At 69.8% G+C, this 22,858-nt stretch carries 24 protein-coding genes and 1 pseudogene; 12 read left to right on the forward strand and 13 right to left on the reverse strand.

The features are described 5' to 3' along the window. Positions 1-48 precede the first annotated feature (48 nt). Entirely contained in the window at positions 49-567 is a 519-nt protein-coding gene (locus AB0H50_RS18925; protein WP_357453962.1) for a TrmH family RNA methyltransferase, read from the forward strand. An 11-nt stretch (positions 568-578) separates the two neighbouring features. Here the strand turns inward: AB0H50_RS18925 and AB0H50_RS18930 are convergent, their stop codons facing one another. The 5 genes from AB0H50_RS18930 to AB0H50_RS18950 all read right to left on the reverse strand — a co-directional run bounded on the left by AB0H50_RS18930 (position 579) and on the right by AB0H50_RS18950 (position 5,114). After that, positions 579-899 carry a hypothetical protein gene (locus AB0H50_RS18930; RefSeq protein WP_357453965.1) on the reverse strand — a complete coding sequence of 107 codons (321 nt, stop codon included), beginning with the start codon at positions 897-899 and terminating at the stop codon, positions 579-581. A gap of 109 nt (positions 900-1,008) precedes the next feature. Beyond that, entirely contained in the window at positions 1,009-1,773 is a 765-nt protein-coding gene (locus tag AB0H50_RS18935; protein ID WP_357453968.1) for a methyltransferase domain-containing protein, read from the reverse strand. A 232-nt stretch (positions 1,774-2,005) separates the two neighbouring features. Then, positions 2,006-2,710 carry a hypothetical protein gene (locus AB0H50_RS18940; protein WP_357453971.1) on the reverse strand — a complete coding sequence of 235 codons (705 nt, stop codon included), beginning with the start codon at positions 2,708-2,710 and terminating at the stop codon, positions 2,006-2,008. 303 nt (positions 2,711-3,013) lie between these two features. After that, positions 3,014-4,339, reverse strand: a complete 1,326-nt coding sequence (locus tag AB0H50_RS18945) for a bifunctional RNase H/acid phosphatase (protein ID WP_357453974.1) — start codon at positions 4,337-4,339, stop codon at positions 3,014-3,016. 37 nt (positions 4,340-4,376) lie between these two features. Then, positions 4,377-5,114, reverse strand: coding sequence for a C4-type zinc ribbon domain-containing protein (locus AB0H50_RS18950; protein WP_357453976.1), 738 nt, complete (start codon positions 5,112-5,114; stop codon positions 4,377-4,379). Between the two features lie 383 nt (positions 5,115-5,497). Between AB0H50_RS18950 and AB0H50_RS18955 the strand changes: the two genes are divergently transcribed. The 4 genes from AB0H50_RS18955 to AB0H50_RS18970 all read left to right on the forward strand — a co-directional run bounded on the left by AB0H50_RS18955 (position 5,498) and on the right by AB0H50_RS18970 (position 8,775). Continuing rightward, entirely contained in the window at positions 5,498-6,052 is a 555-nt protein-coding gene (locus AB0H50_RS18955; RefSeq protein WP_357453979.1) for a DUF3558 domain-containing protein, read from the forward strand. 60 nt (positions 6,053-6,112) lie between these two features. Continuing rightward, positions 6,113-6,517: a hypothetical protein gene (locus tag AB0H50_RS18960; protein ID WP_357453981.1), complete on the forward strand. Its 405-nt coding sequence runs from the start codon at positions 6,113-6,115 to the stop codon at positions 6,515-6,517. Beyond that, positions 6,517-7,860 (forward strand): hypothetical protein, encoded by a 1,344-nt coding sequence (locus AB0H50_RS18965; protein ID WP_357453984.1) that lies wholly within the window; start codon positions 6,517-6,519, stop codon positions 7,858-7,860. The genes AB0H50_RS18960 and AB0H50_RS18965 overlap by 1 nt, the downstream gene beginning before the upstream one ends. A gap of 150 nt (positions 7,861-8,010) precedes the next feature. After that, positions 8,011-8,775, forward strand: coding sequence for an ESX secretion-associated protein EspG (locus AB0H50_RS18970; RefSeq protein ID WP_357453987.1), 765 nt, complete (start codon positions 8,011-8,013; stop codon positions 8,773-8,775). 70 nt (positions 8,776-8,845) lie between these two features. Here AB0H50_RS18970 and AB0H50_RS18975 read toward each other — a convergent pair whose 3' ends face one another. The 3 genes from AB0H50_RS18975 to cobC form a co-directional block, all read right to left on the reverse strand. Further along, positions 8,846-9,490, reverse strand: a complete 645-nt coding sequence (locus tag AB0H50_RS18975; protein ID WP_357453989.1) for a hypothetical protein — start codon at positions 9,488-9,490, stop codon at positions 8,846-8,848. 101 nt (positions 9,491-9,591) lie between these two features. After that, positions 9,592-10,716: a Nif3-like dinuclear metal center hexameric protein gene (locus tag AB0H50_RS18980; protein WP_357453992.1), complete on the reverse strand. Its 1,125-nt coding sequence runs from the start codon at positions 10,714-10,716 to the stop codon at positions 9,592-9,594. Positions 10,717-11,138: 422 nt separating this feature from the next. Next, entirely contained in the window at positions 11,139-12,182 is a 1,044-nt protein-coding gene (cobC, locus tag AB0H50_RS18985; protein WP_357453995.1) for an Rv2231c family pyridoxal phosphate-dependent protein CobC, read from the reverse strand. Between the two features lie 44 nt (positions 12,183-12,226). Between cobC and AB0H50_RS18990 the strand changes: the two genes are divergently transcribed. Further along, positions 12,227-12,730 carry a low molecular weight protein-tyrosine-phosphatase gene (locus tag AB0H50_RS18990; RefSeq protein ID WP_357453998.1) on the forward strand — a complete coding sequence of 168 codons (504 nt, stop codon included), beginning with the start codon at positions 12,227-12,229 and terminating at the stop codon, positions 12,728-12,730. Then, positions 12,730-13,605, forward strand: a complete 876-nt coding sequence (locus tag AB0H50_RS18995; protein ID WP_357454001.1) for an SURF1 family protein — start codon at positions 12,730-12,732, stop codon at positions 13,603-13,605. Before AB0H50_RS18990 ends, AB0H50_RS18995 begins: the two co-directional genes overlap by 1 nt. A gap of 266 nt (positions 13,606-13,871) precedes the next feature. On the opposite strand, the pseudogene AB0H50_RS19000 reads toward AB0H50_RS18995, so the two are convergent. Both AB0H50_RS19000 and AB0H50_RS19005 read right to left on the reverse strand, forming a co-directional pair. Then, a pseudogene (locus AB0H50_RS19000) lies at positions 13,872-13,979 on the reverse strand (sterol desaturase family protein); the annotation flags it as partial. 78 nt (positions 13,980-14,057) lie between these two features. Then, positions 14,058-15,005, reverse strand: coding sequence for a cobalamin biosynthesis protein (locus AB0H50_RS19005; protein ID WP_357454004.1), 948 nt, complete (start codon positions 15,003-15,005; stop codon positions 14,058-14,060). A gap of 130 nt (positions 15,006-15,135) precedes the next feature. Here AB0H50_RS19005 and sigJ point away from each other — a divergent pair, with 130 nt between their 5' ends. Beyond that, positions 15,136-16,092 (forward strand): RNA polymerase sigma factor SigJ, encoded by a 957-nt coding sequence (gene sigJ, locus AB0H50_RS19010; protein ID WP_357454007.1) that lies wholly within the window; start codon positions 15,136-15,138, stop codon positions 16,090-16,092. 97 nt (positions 16,093-16,189) lie between these two features. On the opposite strand, the gene ald is transcribed toward sigJ, so the two are convergent. Continuing rightward, positions 16,190-17,305 carry an alanine dehydrogenase gene (ald, locus tag AB0H50_RS19015; RefSeq protein WP_357454010.1) on the reverse strand — a complete coding sequence of 372 codons (1,116 nt, stop codon included), beginning with the start codon at positions 17,303-17,305 and terminating at the stop codon, positions 16,190-16,192. 61 nt (positions 17,306-17,366) lie between these two features. Next, complete coding sequence (locus AB0H50_RS19020) at positions 17,367-18,134, reverse strand: MBL fold metallo-hydrolase (protein ID WP_357454013.1); 768 nt, start codon at positions 18,132-18,134, stop codon at positions 17,367-17,369. Positions 18,135-18,205: 71 nt separating this feature from the next. On the opposite strand from AB0H50_RS19020, the gene AB0H50_RS19025 reads away from it, so the two are divergent. The 3 genes from AB0H50_RS19025 (at position 18,206) to AB0H50_RS19035 (ending at position 20,029) form a co-directional block, all read left to right on the forward strand. Continuing rightward, positions 18,206-19,153 (forward strand): helix-turn-helix domain-containing protein, encoded by a 948-nt coding sequence (locus AB0H50_RS19025; RefSeq protein WP_357454016.1) that lies wholly within the window; start codon positions 18,206-18,208, stop codon positions 19,151-19,153. A gap of 45 nt (positions 19,154-19,198) precedes the next feature. Beyond that, positions 19,199-19,714, forward strand: a complete 516-nt coding sequence (locus AB0H50_RS19030; protein ID WP_068057335.1) for a gamma carbonic anhydrase family protein — start codon at positions 19,199-19,201, stop codon at positions 19,712-19,714. A 177-nt stretch (positions 19,715-19,891) separates the two neighbouring features. Further along, positions 19,892-20,029: a hypothetical protein gene (locus AB0H50_RS19035; RefSeq protein WP_245668434.1), complete on the forward strand. Its 138-nt coding sequence runs from the start codon at positions 19,892-19,894 to the stop codon at positions 20,027-20,029. Positions 20,030-20,044: 15 nt separating this feature from the next. On the opposite strand, the gene AB0H50_RS19040 is transcribed toward AB0H50_RS19035, so the two are convergent. Next, positions 20,045-20,854 (reverse strand): SDR family NAD(P)-dependent oxidoreductase, encoded by an 810-nt coding sequence (locus AB0H50_RS19040; protein WP_357454019.1) that lies wholly within the window; start codon positions 20,852-20,854, stop codon positions 20,045-20,047. Positions 20,855-21,140: 286 nt separating this feature from the next. On the opposite strand from AB0H50_RS19040, the gene AB0H50_RS19045 reads away from it, so the two are divergent. Then, positions 21,141-21,758 carry a TetR family transcriptional regulator gene (locus tag AB0H50_RS19045; protein WP_357454022.1) on the forward strand — a complete coding sequence of 206 codons (618 nt, stop codon included), beginning with the start codon at positions 21,141-21,143 and terminating at the stop codon, positions 21,756-21,758. Positions 21,759-22,858 lie beyond the last annotated feature (1,100 nt).

The following is a 22,858-nucleotide window of genomic DNA, read 5'->3' on the forward strand; positions in this document are numbered from 1 at the left end:
CTCGATGAAACTCCTTGTCTCCCTTGGGAAGGGTCTTCCCGTCCAGCGATGAGCACCGCGCGGTTGCGAAGCCGCCCGGAACTACGCAAGCAGCGGCGGCAACGCGCGCACGGCTGCTGGAATCATCTGATCGCCGCGCCGCTGTGGCCCAAGCACAGCGCCAATCTCGGCACGCTGCTGCGCACCTGCGACGCCGTCGGCGCGTGCCTGGCCGTGCCCCGCCGCCCGTGGGTGCCGGACGCGCTCGATCAGGGAAACACGTTGCGCCATCGGCAATGTGTGCACTGGGTTGACGGCCGCGTCGACCGCTGGCTTGCGCGGCAGCGGGCGGGCGGTTCGGCCGTGGTTGGCGTCGAGCTCACCGACGAATCCATCCGGCTGGCCGATCTGCCGACGGCGCGCAAGCGCACGGTCATGGTGCTCGGGCACGAGACCGACGGGATTCCCCCGGAAGGACTCGAGCTGCTCGACATGGCGGTGGAGATCCCGATGGTCGGCACCGGGCACAGTCTCAACGTGGCGGTGGCGGGATCTCTTGTGTTGTACAAGCTCGCCGGGCTTTGTTGACCGGACAGGCGTCAGCAGGAGCGGCGCAGAGCGCGCCACAGGACCAGGAACCCGACGAGCGCACCGAGGGCGAAAGGCAGCGGCTGCTCGCGGATCGCCGCGGCGAGACGACGACCGCGCGCGGCGACCGGGCCGGGCAGCGTCTGCTCGCCGCGTTCGACCGCGTCGATGACGTGGGTCCTCGCCCGGTCCACCAGATCCGTCGCGGCGAGCGCGGCCTCCGCGCTGCGGTCCTCGGCGGTGTGTTTGGCCTCGGCGGCCTTGTCCCGGGCAGCGTCGGCGAGTTCGTGCAGCTTGTCGGTGTCCGGGTCGATCGGGCGTCGCGGGTCCATGGGTACCTCCTCGTCACGAGTGTCCGGAGTCGCGTACCCGGGACGATCCGGAACAAACGCCCGGGCGAGTTCGTCGGTGCCCGGGGCGTTGGAGGCGGTCCTCGGGAACTTACTTCTCCCCGACCACCAGTAGAAACGGCGGCGTATTCCGCTCGGCCGTCCACTCCCGCCTGCTTACCGCCGCCGCGCCCAGCAGGCGTCGCGCGTCGTCCAGCCTCGGCTCCTCCTGCCACACCCGGGTGAAGTTCGCGTCGTGCAGTAGCTCGTGATACGTCTCGCCGGGCCAGTAGGTGTCCACGATGTCCATCCACTCGTCGTCGGTCCGGCGCAGCCGGACGGGCATCGGATCGCCCGGCTGGTAGTCGACGCCCGGTCGGCCGATCCGGAAGCTGTCGAAGGTCACCCCGGTGTGTCCTGGGTGCGCGTTGAGCACGGCGAAGCGACCACCCGGCCGCAGCACCCGACGCACTTCGCCCACCAGGTCCTGGAGTTGCCGTCGTTCGGGCACACAGACGAAGACGAAGCAGGACATAGCGGCGTCCACCGAGGCGTCAGGCAGAAAAGCCAGCTTCGAGCCGGTCATGAGGTGACAGGTCACCCGGGGGTGGCGGTAATGCGTGCGGGCGATGGCCAGCATCGACGGCGAAATGTCGGCTGCGTGGACGTCGACATCGTGCTCCTCGGCCGCGCGGCGCGCGACGTGCCCGGGTCCGCAACCGAGATCCAGCAGGGCGGTCACGTCCGGTTGCTCCAGACGCAGCGCGGCGAAGACGAAAGGGTAGCCGAGCAGCCACCCGACGGTGTCGTCCCACCGGGCGAAATCGTCGGCGACCTCGCTCGACGTCCAAGCCGTTGGCTCACGCGAAGCGTCCACGACGGTAGCTAACCAGAGCGGGTTCGGCCTCACCCCGACCGGCCTGCAACACCGACGAGCCGCTGCGGCTCCACCTGGTCTCCGTCTGACGTGAGTCCACCGTGTCGACCGGGGCCGTCCTGGCCGCATCATCGAATTGTTCTACCCCTCAGACGAATTCACCGCCGCGACCCTGCGCAACCTGGAAGGGCGGCGCGGGCTCGCGACGGTGAACGGTTCGTCCGAAACCGGATCAGACCGGACGGAATCCGGCGCCGACGCCGCCGATGGCGTTGACGGCGCCGAGGATCACGTCGATCGGCGCGAAGAACGCCGGTGAGTGGATCGGGTTGGCCGCGGTGGAGCACGGCACGTCGAAGCCGATGCCCGCCAGGCCGGTCAGCCTGCCCTGGTTCATGCCGACCAGCCGGTCGCCGACGGTCACCGGGCCGCCGGAGTCACCGGGCTTCGAACACGCCTGGTTCAGGGTGATGGTCTCGTCCAGGTTGCCCCAGACGACGCCGCAGCCGGGGCCGCTGGTGCGGCCGTTGGAGCACACCGTGGTGCCTGGGCCCGGTGTCGGACCGATCCCGTTGATGGTGGTGGCGCCGACCGTGCGGACCGGCGTAACCTTCGCCGGATCGAACTGCAGCACAGCGAAATCCAGCCCCTCTCCGTTGTCGGAGTAGGCCACCACACCCACCGCGCCCGCGTCCAGCGCGGTCTCCGACGCCAGCCGCGCACCGGCGGGCGCGCAGTGGCCCGCGGTCAGACCCACCAGACGATTGGCGTTGTCGTAGCCGATCGCGGTGAGCGAGCACGCGGAGTTGTTCTCGAAGACGAGGCCGGAGCTGCCACCCAGCACCACATTCCCCGGAGCGGCCTGCGCGGCACCCGCGACAGCTGCGCCCACACCCGCGATGACGGCCGTCGCGGCCGCCATCCACCTGAATCTCACAGCAGTAACTCTCCTTCTCGAAAGACACGGGCCGACACTCGCTTTCGACCGAGGAATCGACCCACCCCACACATCGTGCGACAACGCACCGACAGAAACGTCGCCGATGCTCGTTCCGGCCCTTTCCGCGCCGAGGCGGAGCGAACCGAGTACGCAGCCTCGGTCGTGTCGGCTACCTCGACATTGGGGTAGCGGCCGGTGCGCGCGATGCGATGTGCGTCGCGCCACAGTACCCGGAAACGGGCGCCGGGTCGTGGCGAGGGTCCGGCCCGACCGGCGCTCGGGCGCGCGGTCGAAGCCGGTTCAGGACAGATAGGAGGTGTCGTTGACCAGCCGCACCGAGGAACCGCCGTCCGGGTAGAACTCCGCCACGCACAGCGACGCCAGATCCAGATGCAGGCGGTACAGCAGCGACGGCCCCACCCCGAGCGCCAGCTGCACCAGCGTCTTGATCGGCGTCACATGGCTGACCACCAGCACGTTCTGGCCCGGATACAGCGCGACCAGGTCGCGGCGCACCGCTTCGACGCGTTCGCGCACCTCGTCGAAGCTCTCGCCGCCCGGCGCGGCCACCGACGGGTCGCCGAGCCAGCGCGCGTGCAACTCCGGATCGCGTTGCGCCGCTTCGAGAAACGTCAGTCCCTCCCAGGCGCCGAAATCGGTCTCGATGAGTCCGTCGTGGGTGCGCACCGGAAGGTTCAGCGCCGCGCCCGCCGCCTCGGCCGTCTCCCGCGCACGCCCCAGCGGCGAGCTCAGGATGGCGGCGATATCGCCTTTGGCCGCAAGCATTTTCGCGGCGCGCGCGGCCTGTTCGCGGCCCAGCCGGGTCAGCGCGGGGTTGCCGCGGCCCGAATAGCGCCGCTCCAAGGAGAGTTCGGTCTGGCCGTGGCGCAGCAGCAGCAGGCGGGTCGGGCGGCCGAGCGTGCCGGTCCAGCCCGGTCCGGTGGAGACGGCCTCGGTGTTCGCGGGGTCGACCTGGGCTGCGCGAGCATCGTCGATCCAGCTGGGCGCGGCGCGTTCTGCATCACGGGAGCCGGGCTCGGCGACTCGAGCGCTGGGCGCGGTGTCTCGGGTGCTTGGCTCGGCGACTCGGGCGCCCGTCGCGGTGTCTCGGGTGCTTGGCTCGGCGACTCGGTTGCCGGGCTCGGCGACTCCGGCGGACGGCTCTGAGACGGTCACCGTCTCGGCCTCCCTGGCCGCGCGCACCTCGCCGACCAGCGTGGCATCGTCCATCGCCTCGTTGGCCAGGCGATCGGCGTGCGAGTTCTGCGCGCGCGGAATCCAGGTGAAGCTCACCCGGTCGAAATCCGCGACCAGGCGCCTGGCTCGGTCGGCCAGCGGGATCATCGCCGCATGCTTGACCTTCCACCGGCCCGACATCTGCTCGACGACCAGCTTGGAGTCCATCCGCACGTCCACCGTGCGCGCGCCCAGCTCGGAGGCCGCCTCGAGGCCAGCGATCAGCCCGCGGTACTCGGCGACGTTGTTGGTGGCGATGCCCAGGCTCTCGCGCCGTTCGGCCAGTACCGCGACGTGGCTCGCGTCGAAGACCACCGCGCCGAAGCCCGCGGGGCCGGGGTTGCCCCGCGAACCGCCGTCCGCTTCGACGATCACGTGCTCGTAGCTCACCGGACCTCCTCGGCATCCGGCCGATAGAACCCGCAGGTCACAGACCGGATTCCTTGGTGCGCACCAGGACAGCGCCGCATTCGGGGCAGCGCACGACCACCTCGGGCGCCGTCTTCGCGATGCGCGCGATCTCGCCGCGGTCCAGTTCGATGCGGCACGCGCCGCACTTGCGTGCCTGTAGCAGCGCCGCGCCGACGCCGCGCTCGGCGCGCTGCTTGTCGTAGACGCCGAGCAGCTCCGCGGGGAACAACCCGAGCAGTTTGGACCGATCGTCGGCGCAGCGGCCCTGCGCCACATCCAGATCCGCCAGCGCCTCGTCGCGCACCCGCTGCGCGTCGGCCAGCTCCTCCTCGGTCTTGCTCAGCCGCGCGCCCGCGTGATCGTGGTCGGAAGCGGACGCCTCGCGGCGCTCCATCACCTCGAGCAGTTCGTCCTCCAGCACGCCGCGCCGCCGCTCCAGGCTGCCGAGTTCGTGCTGGATCTCCGAAAGCTGCTTGGCGCCAACGGAACCGGCCGTCAGCATGCCGCGGTCGCGCTCCTCACGCTTGCGGACCGCGTCGATCTCGCCCTCCAGCTTGCGGATGTCGCGATCCAGATCGTCCAGCACGATCTCCACCGCGACCGCGGCGTCCTTGTGCTTGTTGCGCTCCCCCTCCAGCCGCGCCACCTCCTGCTGCTCGGGCAGCACGGTGCGCCGATGCGCGATCCGCGTCAGTTCGGCGTCGACAGCCGCGAGCTGGAGCAGCTTGGCCTGGATCGGTGGTTCGACATTCAACGCGGACAGACTCCTGAACACTGTGGACGACGGGTCGGGTATCCGCCGGAGACGGCGAACGCCAGTGCTCAACCGTACCCCGGCTGCGGGCCGGTTGGTTCCGAGACCGGGCCGAGGGATGTGCGGGTCGCGCGGTGTGGGCGCCCGGCCGCCTGATCAGGCCCGACGCACGCGTTGCCGCGGCGAGCCGGGGAGTAGCGATGTCGCGTATCGCTCGACGCGACCCCACCCGCCGTCACCACATTCCCGACTCGCGCCCAGCTCCGGACAAGGGCACCCGCGAGCCGGGTCGATGACCGGAATCAGATGGAACCGGCGACCCATTCCGCGCGTCTTATAGTTACGACGGGGGAGATCACCCGACGCCGACGACAGGGAGAGCTATGCGAACCGCCGACGTCCTACGCACCGCGCTCGCGGGGGTCGCTGTGATCGGGTTGGCCGGGGGGTGCGGGTCGACGGTCGGTGGCACGGCCGCGACGCCCACGACTACGGTCCGGAATTTGGACGAGATCGAGGTCTATAACCCATGTACCGAATTGGGCGACGAGGCACTTCGGGCTACCGGGATAGATCCAGCGACGAAGCGAGTGATCACAGATCCTCCTCAAGGACCCGCCTCCTGGCGAATGTGTGGTTGGCGCGCCCCTGACCTGCCTTACACGCTGCAAGTTGGTTCATCGAGTCACACCCCGGAGGAAACACGCTCAAATCCGAAGGTCACAGTCCTCAACGACGTTCAGATAGGGTCGCGTCCTGGATTGATATCGCAGGACAAATCGGACTCGAAGGGCTTGATCTGCTATGTCACCTTCCCTGCCGAGCAGGGCATGTTTGAAATCTCCGTCGGCTGGATGTCCTCGCAACCCATTACCCGCGATCGGTGTGAACTAGCCGTTGAACATGCCCGCGATCTCGAACCGATCTTGCCGAAATAGTCAATACCGCTGAAGTGATGGCGTTTCAATACCACCGTTTACATCCGAGGGGAGTACATCGTGGCGGATGACATAGCTGGGCAGGTACATCGCTGGCAGCAGCTGAAGCAGCAAGCAGTCAACGGTGAGTTCAAAATGGAAGAAGGTATCGGTGAGGCTCTACGGAAGCGCTGCGAAACCTTTATGGCAGAGCTCGACATTATGCGGACCGATGCCCAAGCGCTCGACCGTCTGATGGGATACGGCACGCTGCCTTCCGCGCAGCAGTTACAGAAGAAATTCGAGCAAAAGGCCGGTGGCGGCTCCGCCCACGACTCAGACGATTCGGCGGTTAAGCGGATTGAACAGCACATCGAGGTCGTCCAACTCATGCGCGACACCTACGCCGCCGCGATCGGCAAACTCCAAGCCACAGACCAAGCCGCAGGCAACCAACTGAACGCCCACACCGAAGGGATGAACTGATGCCCTTCTTCGTCGCCGCGGCAGCCATCATCGGCGTCATCGCAGGCGGTGCGGGAATCGCCCGCGCGCAGAACGACTCCCACGAGAACAAGGTCAACGAGACCAACCTCAGGAATTCCGGCGAGGACAAGTGGAAGAACGACCGGAGCCACATCCAGAATGAGTGGAACACCCTCAACGGTCAATACGGCGATCGCGCCCCCGCTGTGCTGACGGAAATGGAGGGATTCGCCACCTGGTCGCATGAGCGAATCTGGAAGGCGCTCAACGATCACGAGGGTGGGAAAGGCGTCTCGCAGGCCGACATCAACAGTGGCGCGGATGGTTGGCGGCGGCTGCGTGATCGAGCCGACGAGGCGGTGCGCACCTTCCGCACCGGCGTCGACCAGGACATCGAACAACTCTGGAAGGGCCGCGCCGCGAACGCCGCGATGGAGGCTACCCGCGCCTACACCGACGAGTTCAAGAAGCTTCCGGTCAGTTTCCAGCAAGTCGCCAATGGCATCGACCTGCTGCAGGGCTACCTCGACCAGGTCAAGATCTCGATCCCGCCGCCGCCCCATGTTTCCGGGTTCGACGAATTCATGGGGCACATACCGGGCAACGGCGTCCTGAAGCTGGCACAGCACCGGGCGAACGAGGCCGAGGCGAACGCTCGCGAGCGGATGATCCAGGTCTATGTACCGGGCGCCACGGAGGTCGACAGTCACACTCCCAAGCTGCCCGAACCGTTCAACCCGGTCAGCAACCCTGGCGACAAGCCGAAGGACGGCAACGAGGGCTGGCCGCCGGGCGGTCGACCGGTGAATCCGCGCGGTACAGATGATCCCAGGGACCCCGGTGACGATCCGACGAAGGGGAACGACCCGAATCAGCTGAAATCGGATGACCCGGGCACGGACCCGCAGAACACGAATCCGGCCGCGACGAATCCCGCGAGCACCGATCCGCAGAGCACGGTTCCGCAGAGCAGCGTGCCGACACCGAAGTCGTATCTGGAGGACCCGCTCAGCAGACCCGATCCGAATCGACCGGGCTCGCCCGGGTCGCCAGGCTTCCCAGGCGGTCCCGGCCCGGGATCGAATCCCGGCCCAGGAAAGAGCATCCCGGGCGGCAAACCAGCGCAGCCTGGCGCGCCCGGAGGAATGCCGGGCGGACGAGCCGCGTCTCCAGCTGCGGGGCGTCCCGGTATGCCGGGGATGGGCGCGCCGGGTGCGGGACGCCGCGGCGACGACAACGAGAACGAGCACAAGACGCCGGACTACCTCGTGCAGGATCGCACCACCGAATTGCTGGGCGTGCAGCCGCGGGTGCTGCCGCCGGGCGGGGTTATCGGCGGATGAGCGAACGCAGTGAGCGAATCGTGTGCCAGCGCGCTTTGCGCATGACGGTGCCGAGCGCCAGCGAGGCGTCGGCATGAGCGAACGCAGTGAGCGAATCATGTGCCAGCGCGCCTCGCGCATGCCAGAGCCGAGCGCCAGCGAGGCGTCGGCATGAGCGAATGGCGTTGGCAGCTGGACGGTCTCGCGTTCGGCATCGCGATGGAAGCGATGGGCCGGGATCGGCTGCCGTATCCGTTGAGTTTCCGGCCGGAATTCATGGAGTACCAGTCGGATTTCGAGCGGCTTCGAATGCAGACGGCGCAGCGGCTGCAGCCGATCTTCGACGAGCGGCTGCACCGTGCGCTCACCGTCCTGCTGGAACCGCAGGTGCGCATCGAAATTCACGGCTTCTACGGTCCGGAGTTGAAGCAGGTCGTGCGGATTCACGCGGGTCTGCTGGATCAGGTCGCGACGATCGCGGTGCAGCAACCGGGTCCGGATCGTGAGCACGGCCGCGATGTCGTGCTCACCATGTGTTACTCGAACATGGTGGTTTCGGAGATCGCGGCACGCTTGCCTCGCTGCCGGGGTGGCGCCCACCAGCCGTTCAGCGCTCGTCGCACGGATCTGGACCAACCGCTGTACTCGCGGCATCCGACGCGTCTCTCCCACGCCGAGGAGGTGAAACGGTTCTTCCGGCGACCGCGTTCCGGCGCGGGCGAGATCACCGTCTACCCAGGTATCGCCTACGACGCCCGGCCGACGTTGGACGGGCACGCGTTCATCTGGCTGGATTACCCGGACGACGGGCGATATCTACTGGTCAACCACAGCAGGAACGACTCCAGCATCGCGCCAGGACCGGCCGATGAGGTCATGCGCCAGCTACAGCAACGGATCGACGTGGTGAACCGGGAGCGTACGACCGCGTGGTGACGCCCGGTGAACACAGCTGGATGTATCCGTCGACAGCCCGCGCACGGCCGATGCGAGGGCGGAGGTACACCTAGCTGCCGGGTGCGCGGGCTTTGATCGCGTCGTGGGAGATGTAGACGTCGTATTCGCCGGGGGTGCCGATGACGGCGTTGCCGTAGGCGGAGCGGACGAACGGGCTGGTCCACCAAACGCCATCGCTCATGTCGGCGAAGAAGTCGGTGTCGTCGCCGTTCAGGAAGATCTGGTTCTGCGTGGTGGCGACGCCGTCGAGGCGCTGACCGTAGAGGCGGGTGACTTTGTAGCCGGAGTGGAAGCCGAGGGCGTTCACCCACGGCTCCAGTTCGACGATGTTGGCCTGCAACACCCACAGATCGCCTTGGACGCGAAACTTCTCGCGGCGCTCGGAGTGGTCGTCGTCTCCGTAGAGCGTGAGGTCGACCTCGAGCTGATGGTCTTCGCCCGCGACCTCGCGCACCACCACGTGCGCGGCTTTGATCTCGCCGCTCAGTCCCAGGTACGTCTGCATGAGGGTCGCCACCCACAGCAGCAGCACCGCGACGACGAGCAGCGCGACCCCGCCCGCGCCACGGCCGAGCAGCACCCGCGGCCCGACCCTGCGCACCTTCACCAGCGCCGAAACGAGCAGCGCGACCGCGATCAGGATCAGCAGGATCAAACCGATCTGCACGATCCCGAAATCCACCGGGAAACTCATGGGGTAGTTGTACCCGGTTGCGGCCCTTCGATTCCGGCTAACGCCGGGGAACCTCGCCGAACGGCAACCCATTTCGGCGGCGGAGGACCCGCGAACCGGTGTCAGTCCGCCGCGCCCACGGTCCACGGATCGGTGCGGAGCGTCGAGACACGGGTCTCCAGCTCGGGCAGAGCCGCGGCGACGATGCCTTCCGCCTGTGCGCACCAAGGGAATTCGGTGGCCCAATGGGCGGCGTCGAGCAGGGCAGGGCCGCCTGTGCGGAGATGTTCGTCGACGGGGTGGTGGCGCAGATCGGAGGTGAGATAGGCGTCCACGCCGAGCCGGGCCGCGGTGGACAGGTAGGAGTCGCCCGCGCCGCCGCACACCGCGACGCGCTCGATCACGCGATCCGGATCGCCCGCGGCGCGAACGCCCCACACGGTGGCGGGCAGAGCGGCGGCAACTCGAGCGGTGAACTCGCGCAACGGTTCCGGTTCCGGGAGGACGCCGACGCGGCCGATGCCGAGGCCGGAGGGCATGGCGGCCCGTTCGGTGACGTGATAGGCCGGGTCCTCGTACGGGTGAGCGGCGCGCAGCGCGGCCAGCACGGCGGAGCGGGCCGTGGGCGGCGCGATGACCTCGATCCGATCCTCCTCGACGCGCTGCAATTCGCCGATGGCGCCGATCGCCGGATTCGCGCCGGGCATGGGCCGGAACTGGCCGACGCCGGGCACTCGCAGCGCGCACTCGTGGTAGCTGCCGACGCCGCCCGCACCCGCGCCGAACAGTGCGGCGAGCACGGCGTCGGTGTGGGTGCGCGGCACCTGGACGACCCAGTTGTCCACGGCGGCCGTCGGTTTCGGATCCAGCGGGCACGTCACCGTCAGCCCGATGGCCGCGGCGAGCGCGTCGGAGACGCCGGGGTCGGCGGAGTCGGCGTTGGTGTGGGCGGTGAACAGGGCGCATCCGGAGCGGATGAGGCGGTGCAGCAGGGCGCCTTTCGCGGTGTCGGCGGCCACGGTGTCGACGCCGCGCAGCAGCAGCGGGTGGTGCACGACCAAGGCTTGGGCGCGCCAGTCGACGGCTTCCTCGACGACGGCGGCGGTCGCGTCCACCGCGAACAACACCCTGGTGACCTCGTCGTCCGGATCACCGCACACCAACCCGACCGAGTCCCACGACTCCGCCAGCTTCGGCGGGTACGCCGCGTCCAACACCTCGATGAGTTCCGCCAGTGTCGTCACCATCCGCCTACCTCGCTCCTCCCACGCTCCCTGTCCCGGCACATACCGGCCGCCCCATCATCCCGCCGCGGCTCTCGGCGCTCGACATCGCACCCGGTCGAACGAGACGGCGCCGACGGGATGCGCGATCCCTCGAGCACAGGCTTCGGCTGCCGCCATTCTCTCCGGTCGATTGCGCCGAATCACCCTTCTCTACCGACAGGAAAGCGATCGGCCGCGTTGACCCGCACGCACCACACCAACGGAGACCGGGAGCAGCGACGGAAGAACCTGACGCATAGCGTGATGCCCTTCCCGGATATGCCGCGTCGGCGCACAAGCTGGCCGAGGATCTCACGGACAGCTCTCCGGTCGATCGCTTGGAATCTCGCCGCCGTCGATTGCCCGGCGTTCATCCCAAGGCATGCCGAAGTCAGGACCGCGCGTCAGGCGCGACCGGGCGCGGTGCGGATGCCTGCGCACAGTCGGTCGACCGCGGCCTCGTTCCGCACCGCCACGCGTAGGTGATCGGGCCCGAGCCCCGGAAAGGTATCCGCACGGCGCACCGCGATGCCCAGCGCAGCCAGGTGCCTGCGCAGCAGTTCGCCGCCGGGGACATGCAGGAGGAGGAAAGGCCCGCGGGCAGGTGTGTGCACGTGCAGACCGAGGGCGGTGAGGCGTTCGATCATCGCGGTGCGGGCGGCGGCGAGGGCGGTCGCGTTGCGCTGGGATTCGGCGACCGCGGCGGGTTCGGCGGTGGCGGCGATCGCCTCGAGCTGAAGTGCGCCGAGCGGCCAGTGCGGGCGGCCGTGCTCGAGGCGGGCGAGCAGGTCGGGTGCGCCGAGACCGTAGCCGCAGCGCAAGCCCGCGAGCGCCCAGGTCTTGGTGAGGCTGCGCAGGACGAGGATGTCGGGCGTGGCGGCGGTCGCCAAGGATTCCGGTTCGCCGGGCACGGCGTCGGCGAACGCCTCGTCGACGACGATCACCCGGCCGGGGCGGCGCAACGCGCGGATCACCTCGGCAGGGTGCAGGACCGACGTCGGGTTGGTGGGGTTGCCGAGGACGACGAGGTCGGCCGCGTCGGGCACGGCGGACGGGTCGAGGGTGTAGGGCGGTTCGAGCAGTACCCGCGCGACCGGCACGCCGGCCTGGCGCAGCGCCACTTCCGGTTCGGTGAACGACGGGTGCACCACCGCCGCGAGACGCGGGGCGAGCTTCGGCAGCAACGCGAATCCCTCGGCCGCGCCCGCGAGCAGCAACACCTCCTCCGGGCGGCGGCCGTGTCGTGCGGCCACGGCGGCGCGAGCGGCCAGGTCCTCGCCAGCGCTGGGGTAGCGGCCGAGGTCGGCGAGCCGGGCTGCGAGGCGTTCGCGCAGCCACGGCGGCGGCGCGCTGCCCTGCACGTTGACCGCGAAATCGAGCATGCCCGGGCGCGCGTCGACGTCGCCGTGGTGGCGAAGCAGCGCGTGATCGACTGTGTCGGAGGGCACGAGATCACACCCTACGTGGCGGGCGAGCAGGGCGACCGGCCAGAATGGCTGTCGTGGGTGACCTGCACGTGTCGTTCGTCTGTACCGGCAATATCTGCCGATCGCCGATGGCGGAGAAGATGTTCGCGCACCACCTGCGCCTGGCGGGCCTGGCCGACCGGGTGCGGGTGAGCAGCGCGGGCACCGGCTCCTGGCACATCGGCGACGACGCCGACCCGCGCACCACCGAGACGTTGCGGAAGAACGGCTACCCGACGGGGCACGTGGCCGCGGTCGTCGGCGACGATCACCGCGACGCCGACCTGCTCGTCGCCCTGGACACCGGACACGAGCGCGCGCTGGCGATGCTCGGCGTCCCATCCGATCGCCGCAGGCTGCTGCGCAGTTTCGATCCCGACGCCGACGGCCAGGACGTGCCGGACCCGTACTACGGCGACGACGCCGATTTCGAACTCGTCCGCGCACAGATCGAGGCGGCGATACCCGGCCTGCTGGACTGGGTGCGCACGGCCCTGGCCCTGGCGCCCGTCGCCGATGGACTGCCGTGATGCGCCGCCTGACCTTTCTGCTTCGCCCCAGCTGGCTGATCCTCGCCGCGCTGGTGGCCGCCTTCGCCTACCTGTGCATCACCGTGCTCGCGCCGTGGCAGCTCGGCAAGAACACCGCCACCGAGCACCGCAACCAGTTGATCGCCGATTCGGTGCGCGCCGACCCGGTCGACGTGACCACGGTGCTCGACGACACCGCGAGCGACGAGCACAGCGAATGGCGACGCGTCACCGCCACCGGCAGCTACCTGCCCGATTCGACGGTGCTGGTGCGCCTGCGTCACCTGGACGGCGCGCCCGGCTACGCGGTGCTCGCCGCCTTCCGTCTGGCGGACGGGCGCACGCTGCTGGTCGATCGCGGTCTGGTCGCCGGCGTCGACGGCACGTCGCGGCCGCCGCAGATCCAGCAGGCGCCCGCGGGCGAGCAGCGCCTCGAGGGCCGAATTCGCATGTCGGAGGGCGTGAGCGCGGACAAGACGCCGCTCACCCAGGACGGCTACCACCAGGTGTATTCGATCGACACCGCGCAGGAATCCGAGGTGCTCGGCCAGCAGCTGACCCCGATTCCCGCCGGCGAGCGCGGCGGCTATCTCCAGCTCTCGGAGAATCAACCGGGCGCGTTCACGCCGACCCCGCTCCCCCAGCTCGACGCGGGACCGTACCTCTCCTACGGGCTGCAATGGCTGGCCTTCGGTGTCATGGCGCCGCTGGGCCTCGGCTATTTCGTCTACGCCGAACTGCGGGAACGCCGCAAGGAAAAAGCCGCAGCCCAACCCGCGCCGACGGAACCGGCGCCGACCGAACCCGCCACCAGCCCGGCACAGCCGACGACCGAGGCCAGGCTCGCCGACCGATACGGACGCAACCGCTCCTGAGCCCGCGCGGGGCTGCGGAGCAGGGCCACACCGATCATCGACGACGACCGAAGCCAGCCTCGCCGACCGATACGGCGCACCGCTCGTGAACCGTGCCCGGTGCCGAGCAGGGTCACGCCGATCACCGTCGACAGCAGCAAGAGTGCGTTGACCGATCGTGACCGAACCATCACGCGGCGGGCGCCCACCCCCGCCCGCGAAAACAGGTGCCCGAACCGAACCCGCCAACTCGATGGCGATGTTCTTCGTGAGCCCGTAGCCCCCCGGGGTTCGAAGGTGCCGAACAGCCTGTCCCAGACGATCGAGATGCCGCCGTAGTTCTTGTCGAGATACGCGTCGTTGGTTCCGTGGTGCACGCGGTGGTGCGAGGGCGACACCACCGCATACGAGAACGCACGCTCGCGCAACAGCGGCCGACACCGACCGGAGCCGAGGCCGCGAACGGACGCGTATCAGCTCGAGACCGACAGCCTTCGACGCAGCGACGGCAGAGCCAAAGCCGCACTCGCCGCGAGAACCGCCGCCCCCAGCTGAACCGCCTCCGACATCCGCACGGCCCGCCGCAGGTCGGGCACCGTCGGCGCGGGCCCGTCGCCGAGCGTCGGCCGCAGTTCGGTCCCGTACCGGTACTGTGTCCGGCCGCCCAGCCGAACACCGAGCGCGCCCGCCATCGACGCCTCGGCGACCCCGGCGTTCGGGCTGGGATGTTTGGCCGCGTCGCGCCGCCAGGCACGCAGCACCGCAACTGGCCGCCCGCCGACCAGCGGCGCGAAGGCCGCGGTGAGCAGTCCGGTGACGCGGGCGGGCGCCAGGTTCGCGACATCGTCGAGCCGGGCGGCCGCCCAGCCGAAGCGGTGGTAGCGGTCGTTCCGATAACCGACCATCGCGTCGAGAGTGTTGATCGCACGATAGCCGAGCAGACCGGGGACGCCCGCCGTCGCACCCCAGAACAGCGGCGCGACGGTGGCGTCGGAGGTGTTCTCGGCGATGGATTCCAGTGCGGCGCGGGCCAATCCGTCGGCGTCGAGCACCGAGGGATCCCGCCCGCACAGCGAGGGCAGCAGCGCACGGGCCCCGGCCAAATCGCCCGACTCCAGGTGATCGGCCATGGCGCGACCGGCCAGGGCCAGGCTGCGCCCGCCGAGCACGGTCCAGGTGGCCAGCGCCGTGACCGCAAGACCGCCGCGGCGCGCCGCGAGGCCGAGACCGAGCACGGCACCGACCGCGACCGCCTCGTGCACGACTCCCGCCACCCGCCGGTCGGCGTAGGTCAGCGACTCGAGCGAGCTTGCCGCCGAACCGAATCCGGCCACCGGATGCCACCGGCGCGGATCGCCGAACGCGCGATCCAGCGCGAAACCGAGCAGCAGCCCGCCGCCCGCCGAGATCCCCGTGTGCACCGGGCGAGAGTATCGGGCGCTCGGCCGCCGTGAACGCCCGGATGTCACACTCTGTGGTCCTGCCTCGTCATACCGACGACACACGCTTCGCCCCCGCAGCGGGGGCCCGCACGACCGAACGGTGGTTTCAGTGACATCCGAGAAGCCGGGACCGGCGCCACTGGACGCCGCCGAGCTGGCGCGCCGTTTCGAGGAGCACCGGCCGTACCTGCGCAGGCTCGCCTACAGCACGCTGGGCAGCCTCACCGACGCGGACGACGTGGTGCAAGAGGCCTGGCTCCGGTTGCAGCGGCAGCACGAGGCGGGCACCGCGGGCGAGATCGAGAACCTGCGCGCCTGGCTGACCACCGTCACCGGCCGGTTGGCGCTCGACCAGCTCGGCTCGGCCCGCGCTCGCCGCGAACAGTACGTCGGCGACTGGCTACCCGAGCCGGAGGTCACCACCGCGGACGATCCGGCCGACCGCATCACCCAGGACGAGCGGGTCACCACCGCGTTGCTGATCGTGCTGGAATCCCTCTCCCCCGCCGAGCGCACCGCGTTCGTGCTACAAGACGTGTTCGGCATGAGCGGACCCGAGGTCGCCGAGGTGGTCGGACGGACGCCTGCGGCGGTCCGCCAGCTCGCCTCGCGCGCCCGCAAACGGGTCGAGGACGGCACGCCCCGGTTCCCGGCGTCGCCCGACGAGCAGGAGAAGGTGGTGTCGGCGTTCGCGGTGGCGTGGCGGTCGGGAGATCTCAGCGCGCTGCTCGGCGTGCTCGACGCGAACGTCACCCTGACCGCCGACGGCGGCGGCAAGGTGCCCGCCATCCGCCAGAGCGTCAGCGGCGCCGAGCTGGTGGCGAAGCTGCTGCTCGGTTGGTACAGCGCGCCGTCGTCCAGCGGGGCGTGGGGCCGCTCGGTGCTGGTCAACGGACAGCCCGGCCTTGTCGTCTTCGACGGCAACCACACCGGTGTCTTCTCCTTCACCGTCGACGCGGGCCGCATCGTCGCGATGCAAATCGTCCGCAACCCGGACAAGCTGCGTGAACTGCCGGAGACCGATGCCCCGGACTGGTTCTTGAACGACAACCAGGCCGACACATAACCCACCCCGGCAACCGGAGTGCCGGTCTCACATGCGCCGTTGCGCGGCGCGCTGAACGACTGCGGTGGCGCTTCCGGCGATCGCACCGCCGCGCCGATCAACCGGCGAGCCCGACCGATTCGGCAAGCGGATACCCGTGGGCGGCGGCGACTTCGGCGGAGAGCAGCCGTCCGCCGTCCGCGGTGAGCCCGTGCGCGAGGTCCGGGTGGGTGAGGCAGGCGTCGCGCCACCCGTGGCCTGCGATGGCGCACACGTACGGGAGGGTGGCGTTGGTGAGGGCGACGGTGGCGGTGTGCGGGACCGCGCCCGGCATGTTCGCCACGCAGTAGTACAGCGAATTCGCCACGCGGAAGGTCGGATTCGCGTGCGTGGTCGGCCGTGAACCGGCGAAACAGCCGCCCTGGTCGATGGCGATGTCGACCAGCACCGAGCCGGGCCGCATCGCCGCGACCATCTCCTCGGTGACCAGCTCCGGCGCCCGCGCGCCAGGCACCAGCACCGACCCGATGACCAGGTCGGCCGCGAGCACCGCGCGCTCGACCTCGGCGGCATTGGACGCCACGGTGGTGACGCGCCCCTGGAACCGCGCGTCCAGTTCGCGCAGCTTCGCGAGGTTGGTGTCGAGCACGCTGACCCGCGCGCCCATCCCCGCCGCCATGGTCGCGGCGTTCGTTCCCGCCACACCGCCGCCGAGCACCACCACATCGGCGGGCCGCACACCGGGCACCCCGCCGAGCAGCACGCCGCACCCGCCGAGCGGCGCCATCAGGTGGTACGCGCCGACCTGCGGACCGAGCCTGCCCGCGACCTCGCTCATCGGCGCGAGCAACGGGAGCGAGCCGTCGGCCGCGCGCACCGTCTCGTAGGCGAGGGCGGTGATCCCGGATTTCAGCACGGCCTCTGTGCACTCCCGCGAGGCGGCCAGGTGCAGGTAAGTGAACAACACCTGGTCCCGGCGCATCCGCGGGTATTCCTGCGCGATCGGCTCTTTCACTTTCAGAATCAGCTCGGCGTCCGCCCACACCCCGTCGGGACCGTCCACCAGGACGACCCCCGCGTCGGCGTAGTGGCGATCGGCGAATCCCGACCCGTCGCCCGCGCCCGACTCGATCAGCACCCGGTGCCCCTGACGCACCAGTTCCCCGGCGCCCGCGGGGGTCAGCGCGACGCGGAATTCCTGCTCCTTGACCTCCCGTGGCACTCCGATCCTCATATCGCCATCGTGGCCCACCCGCCGACGGTTCGCCACGACGGCGCGCGCACCCCCGCAAACTTCAGATGGCGACGACCTGCCCCGCGGGCGGAACGCGCAGCCGATCGGCCAGCCCCGCGTAGCCGAAGACACGGACCAGGTGATCCAGCGTCTCGGTGAAGTGCGCCCACCCCTCCGCGTGCACCGGCACGATGATCGCCTCGCCGAGCGATTCAGCGGCCTGCACCGCGGTCCTGGCGTTGAACGTCACGTCGACGTCCCCGAACCGACCCACGTTTCCCGCGCCGACGTTCAGCAGCGCGATATCGATCCGCTCGAACCGCCCGGCGATCTCATGGACCAACTCCACCGACGCGTTGTCACCGGAGACGTACACCGTCGGCTCCCCCGCGGCCTCCAGTACGAAACCCGTGACCGCTCCGCTGAACGGCTCGCACCCTTCCGGCCCGTGCAGCGCGGGCACCGCGGTGACGGTGACCGCGCCGACCTGCACGCGCTCCCACGCGGCCATTCCACGCACGCCGCTGGAACGCTCGGCGGCCTCGGTCGTGGACAACACCGTGTCGACGGTGGCGAGTAAGGCGCGGCCCTTGGTGTCCAGGTTGTCGGCGTGCTGATCGTGCGAGAGCAGCACCACGTCGATCGCGCCGATCTCCTCGACCGGCACCGCGGGGCCGGTCAGCTTGTGCAGGGTGATCGGGCCCGGGTAGTCGCCGGGTTCATCGAAGGTGGGGTCGGTCAGCCAGGTGCTGCCGCCGTAGCGGAAGCGGACGGTGGGGCCGCCGATGTGCAGGACTTCCAGGGCGGTGCGTTCGATCGTTTCGGTCATGACGTCGATCGTCGCCGTCGCGCGATCGCGCGACTAGTGGCCCGCGAGCCGCGTATCGATAATATCGGGCCATGCATACGGTGACCGTGCTCGCCTACGACGGGATCAGCCCGTTCCACCTCTCCGTGCCCGGCCTGGTCTTCGGCCGGGTCGGCGCGGGCGGGAACGCGCCGTACACGGTGCGGGTCTGCGCCGAACATCCCGGAACCCTGCGCACCCCAGCCGGTTTCGACATCCACGTCGCCGACGACCTCGCCGCCTTCGAGCATGCCGACACCGTCGTTGTGCCCAGCTGGACGCGCGGAGCCGGGATCTCCGACGACCTGCGCGACGCGCTCCGGCAGGCGCACGCGCGCGGCGCGCGGATCGTCGGCCTGTGCCTCGGCGCATGGGCCATCGCGGCCAGCGGTCTCGTCGACGGCAGGGAGATCACCACGCACTGGTCGACGGCCGGCGACCTGGCCCGCGCCTATCCGTCGGTGCGGGTGCGCGCCGACACGCTGTGGTCCGATCTCGGCGACGTCATCACCTCCGCGGGCGTCGCGGCGGCGCTGGACTGCTGCCTGCACCTGTTCCGCGAGGACCACGGCAGCCGCGCGGCGACCGAGCTGGCCAGGGCGCTGGTCACCGCCCCGCACCGCAGCGGGTCACAGGCGCAGTACATCCCGGTGGCCGTGCCCGACCACGCCGAGGACGATCCGATCGAGCGCGCCATGGTCTGGGCGCGTACGCATCTCGGCGATCCGATCGACCTGGACGCGTGGGCCGCGGTCGCGGTGATGGCCAGGCGGACGTTCACCCGCCGCTTCAGGGAACGCACCGGAAGCAGTCCGCAGCAGTGGTTGCTGCACCAGCGCGCCGACCGCGCCCGGCTGCTGCTCGAGTCCACCGACGACACCGTGGACCGGATCGCCGCCGAGACCGGTTTCGGCACCGCGGTGAGCCTGCGCCACCACTTCCGGCGTCTGCTCGGCACCAGTCCCGCCGCCCATCGCGCGCTCTTCCGCGCGGTGAGCTGACGCCCCCGCGCGCGCCTACCGGCGCGACGCGGCTACGTTGCCTGCATGAGGATTGAGGTCGGCGGTTTCGCGCCGGAGATCGATGAGAGCGCGTGGCTCGCCCCGAACGCGACGGTGATCGGACGCGTGACGCTGAGCGCCGAGGTGAGCGTGTGGTACAGCGCGGTGCTGCGCGGCGACCTGGAACAGATCACCGTCGGCGCGCGCACCAACATCCAGGACGGCTGCGTGCTGCACGCCGACCCCGGTTTCCCGCTGACCGTCGGCAGCGGAGTGTCCGTGGGGCACAACGCGATTCTGCACGGATGCAGCATCGGTGACGACGTGCTCGTCGGCATGGGCGCCACGGTGCTCAACGGCGCGGTGATCGGCGCGGGCAGCCTGATCGCGGCCAACGCCCTGATTCCCGAGGGCGCGCAGATCCCGCCCGGCTCGCTGGTGGCCGGGGTTCCTGGCAAGGTCCGGCGCGAACTGAGCGAGGCCGAGCAGGACGGAATCCGGCTCAACGGCGCCGTCTATTTACACAACATGGCCAATCACCGCAGCGCGAAAGTGGTGTGATACGTAGCACACTGATCAAAGGTCCAGCACTAACGGCTGATAGCATTTCGCCTGCATGACCGGCGTCCGGCGGCTCGGAGAGACCGCGAGGACGGCGAGCATGATGCGTCACAGGCAGGAGGTACTACGGTGTCGTACCGGGATTCGAGTATGCACCGGCCGAAGCGGCGGGTCAGCGTGGCCGATATCGCGGCCCAACCGGGCGGGATCGAGGCGCTCCAGCGTCGCGTTCACGAATTGCGCTCCCGCGGCGTCGATTTCGCCGCGAACGCGATCGAAAAGGAAATGGCGGATCTGGACCTGCCCCGGCAGTGATCCTGTCGATCGGTCTCAGCGCATGACCAGGTCGAGCACGCGTTCGTGATACGACCCGGCGTACCGGGTCACCAGGTCGACCAGCAGCGCATCGAGTCCGACGAGCACCTTTGCGTCCCCGCGCGCCGCACCGCGCAGGATGGTGCGCGCCGCGGCCTCGGGGCTGGTGCGCGCGACCTGATCCTCGAATCGCCTGGCCACCGCCGCGCCGTCGATACCGGGCGCGAATTGCGCCGTGCGCGCGATGGTGGTGAGCACGCCGCCGGGATAGACGCCGGTCACCCGGACCCGCCCGCCCGCGGCGCGCATGTCCTGACGTAGCGATTCGGTGAAGCCGCGCACCGCGAACTTGGCCGAGTTGTACGGTCCGTGCCCGGCCACCGCGACCAAGCCGAACGCCGAGGACACGTTGACCACGTTGGCGCGCTCGGCCGCCCGCAGGTACGGCAGAAAGGCCTTGGTGCCGTTGACGACTCCCCAGAAGTCGACGTCCATGACCTGCTCGAAGTGCTCGAACGGAGATTCCGCGACGCCGCCGAAGTGCAGGATCCCCGCATTGTTGAACAGCGCCTCCACCCGCCCGTAGCGCGCGGCGGTCCGTTCGGCGTGGGCCAGCACCGCGTCCCGATCGGTGACGTCGAGGACGGTCACCGTCGGTGTGAAGCCGACCGCGGCGCAGAGCTTTCCCGTCGTCGCCACGGCGTGGTCGGATTTGTCCGAGAGCGCGAGCCGCGCGCCGCGGTGGGCCAGCGCCAGGGCCAGTTCGCGCCCGATCCCCGAACCCGCTCCGGTGACGACCACCACCCGATCGGCGAAATACCCCACGGTCCAACCCCTCTCACCCCAAGCCCCACTCGGGCACCTGACCAGGTTAGCCACAACGGAGCCGCCCCGGAAAGATCGGTTACCGGTTACGCCCCACCTCGTCACCGGGAGCCGGACCGCACCACCCGAGGGTGACGAGATGGTGAGAGTTTTCATGCTGCGCTATTCCAGAGCTTCCGAGATCTCCGACCGCGTGCCCGCGCGCAGGTGAAATAATGAACGCCCATCACCCGCACCGTCGCGGCGCCGCTGCGCACCGGCTTCCGCGCCAACGACTGGAGATCCGATGCCCACCGTCCCGTCCATGCTCCAGCGCATTCTCGACAAGCCCGTCTCCGACGGCGAGAAACTCCTGGAAAGCGCCCTCTCGGCGTTCCTGGACTTCGGGATCAAGCGCACCAGCATGGGCGAGATCGCGCGCCGGGCAGGCATCAGTCCCGCGACCCTCTATCGGCGCTTCGAATCCAAGAACGACCTGGTCGAGGCGGTGAGCGTGCGGGAGGCGCAGCGCTTCGTCGCCGAGATCGACAAGCGGGTGCAGACCGTCGATGGCACCGAGAACCAGCTGGTGGAGATCTTCGTCGCCTTCATCACGGCCATCGCGGGCAACGAACTGCTGCGCAGGCTGCTGCGCACCGAGCCCGACCTGATCCTGCCCCGGCTCACCACCGAGGGCGGTCCGATCCTCGCGGTCGGCCGCGGCTACCTGGCGGACAAGCTGCGCGAACTACGGGGCGGGGACGCCGACTTCGATGCCGATCTGGTCGCCGAGATCATGGCCCGGCTCGCGCTCTCCCTGGCGCTCACTCCCGACGGGCTCATCCCGCTCGGCGACGCCGAGGCCGGTCGCGTGTTCGCCCGACGCACCCTGCTGCCCATGGTCGGTGTCCGCGCTTCCGCGTGAGCCCAGCCCGAACGCCGCGTCCACCAGCTCGTCGAGGCGGTGCCGCGCGGCGTCCTCGGGCGCGCGGTCGCCGTCGACCAGCTCGGCGACCAGAGTCGCGATCTCCGCGGACGCCGGGAGGTCCGGGTCGGGCAACGGCAGCCGGGACACGTACTGGGTGATCCACCGCCGCCGCCCCGAGTACAGGCGGTTGCCGCACACCGCGTCGTAGTAGCGCAGACCAAGGGCCGAATTGGCCACGCCCATCAACAGATACGCCAGCAGCTGCGCCCGCTCGTCGCCGCCGAGATCGTCCAGCGAGATCCAGTAGCAGTCGCCGTTCACCACCGCACCCGATCGGTCCAGTGCGAAACGCGGCCGTTCGCTGATATCGGGGAACACCAGTTTCGGCACCCGCCACAGGTTCGGCCGCTGCGGCACCCAGATCTCGAACCATTCGCGTCCGCTCTCGGTGAGGTACTTGCGCCCGGCGAGCGTCGTCCGATGGCGGCGCAGATACGCTGCGGCGCGGGGAAATTCGCGCAGATCCACCGGAACCCGGCGCGGCGCGGCGGTGTCGTAGGGGTAGAGCACCCTGGTGTCGGCGGTCCGCTCGATCCGCCACGGCGCCAGATCGTGGTGGGTGATCAGCTCCAACAGCAACTCCGGCTCCGGGCGCGGGCGCACCTGGGCCCAGCGGTCGGAGATGAACACCCGGTCGGCGGTCGTCTTGATGCCCACCCTGATGCGGGCCACCTCGCCGAAACTCCGCCAGGTGCCCGCGCCGATGCGGTCGAGCCAGGCGTCAACGCCCGGTCGCGACATCCGCCACGCGGTGTGCGTATCCACGCCTCGGCTCCCGCCATGCTCGGGCTCGCCGGTGCTTACCTGGGACGGGGCGGGGTTTGCCGGCGCACCGGTCGACAGGGTGCCGACCTCCACGGCGAAGGTGCGTCCCTTGTGCCGGACAAAAGATCCGGACTCGGCGAGCAATGCATCGAAAAGATCTGCGGCAGGGGAGATCTCACCAGACGGCACCTCATAGGCCGAGACGTGACGGCACACCGCACCGTGGCCGCCCCTGGTGGCGATGGTGACAGCGGGCAGCACCGCGGCCGCGA

Origin of the sequence: Nocardia sp. NPDC050793 (assembly GCF_040654065.1) — a bacterium.
GTDB lineage: Bacteria > Actinomycetota > Actinomycetes > Mycobacteriales > Mycobacteriaceae > Nocardia.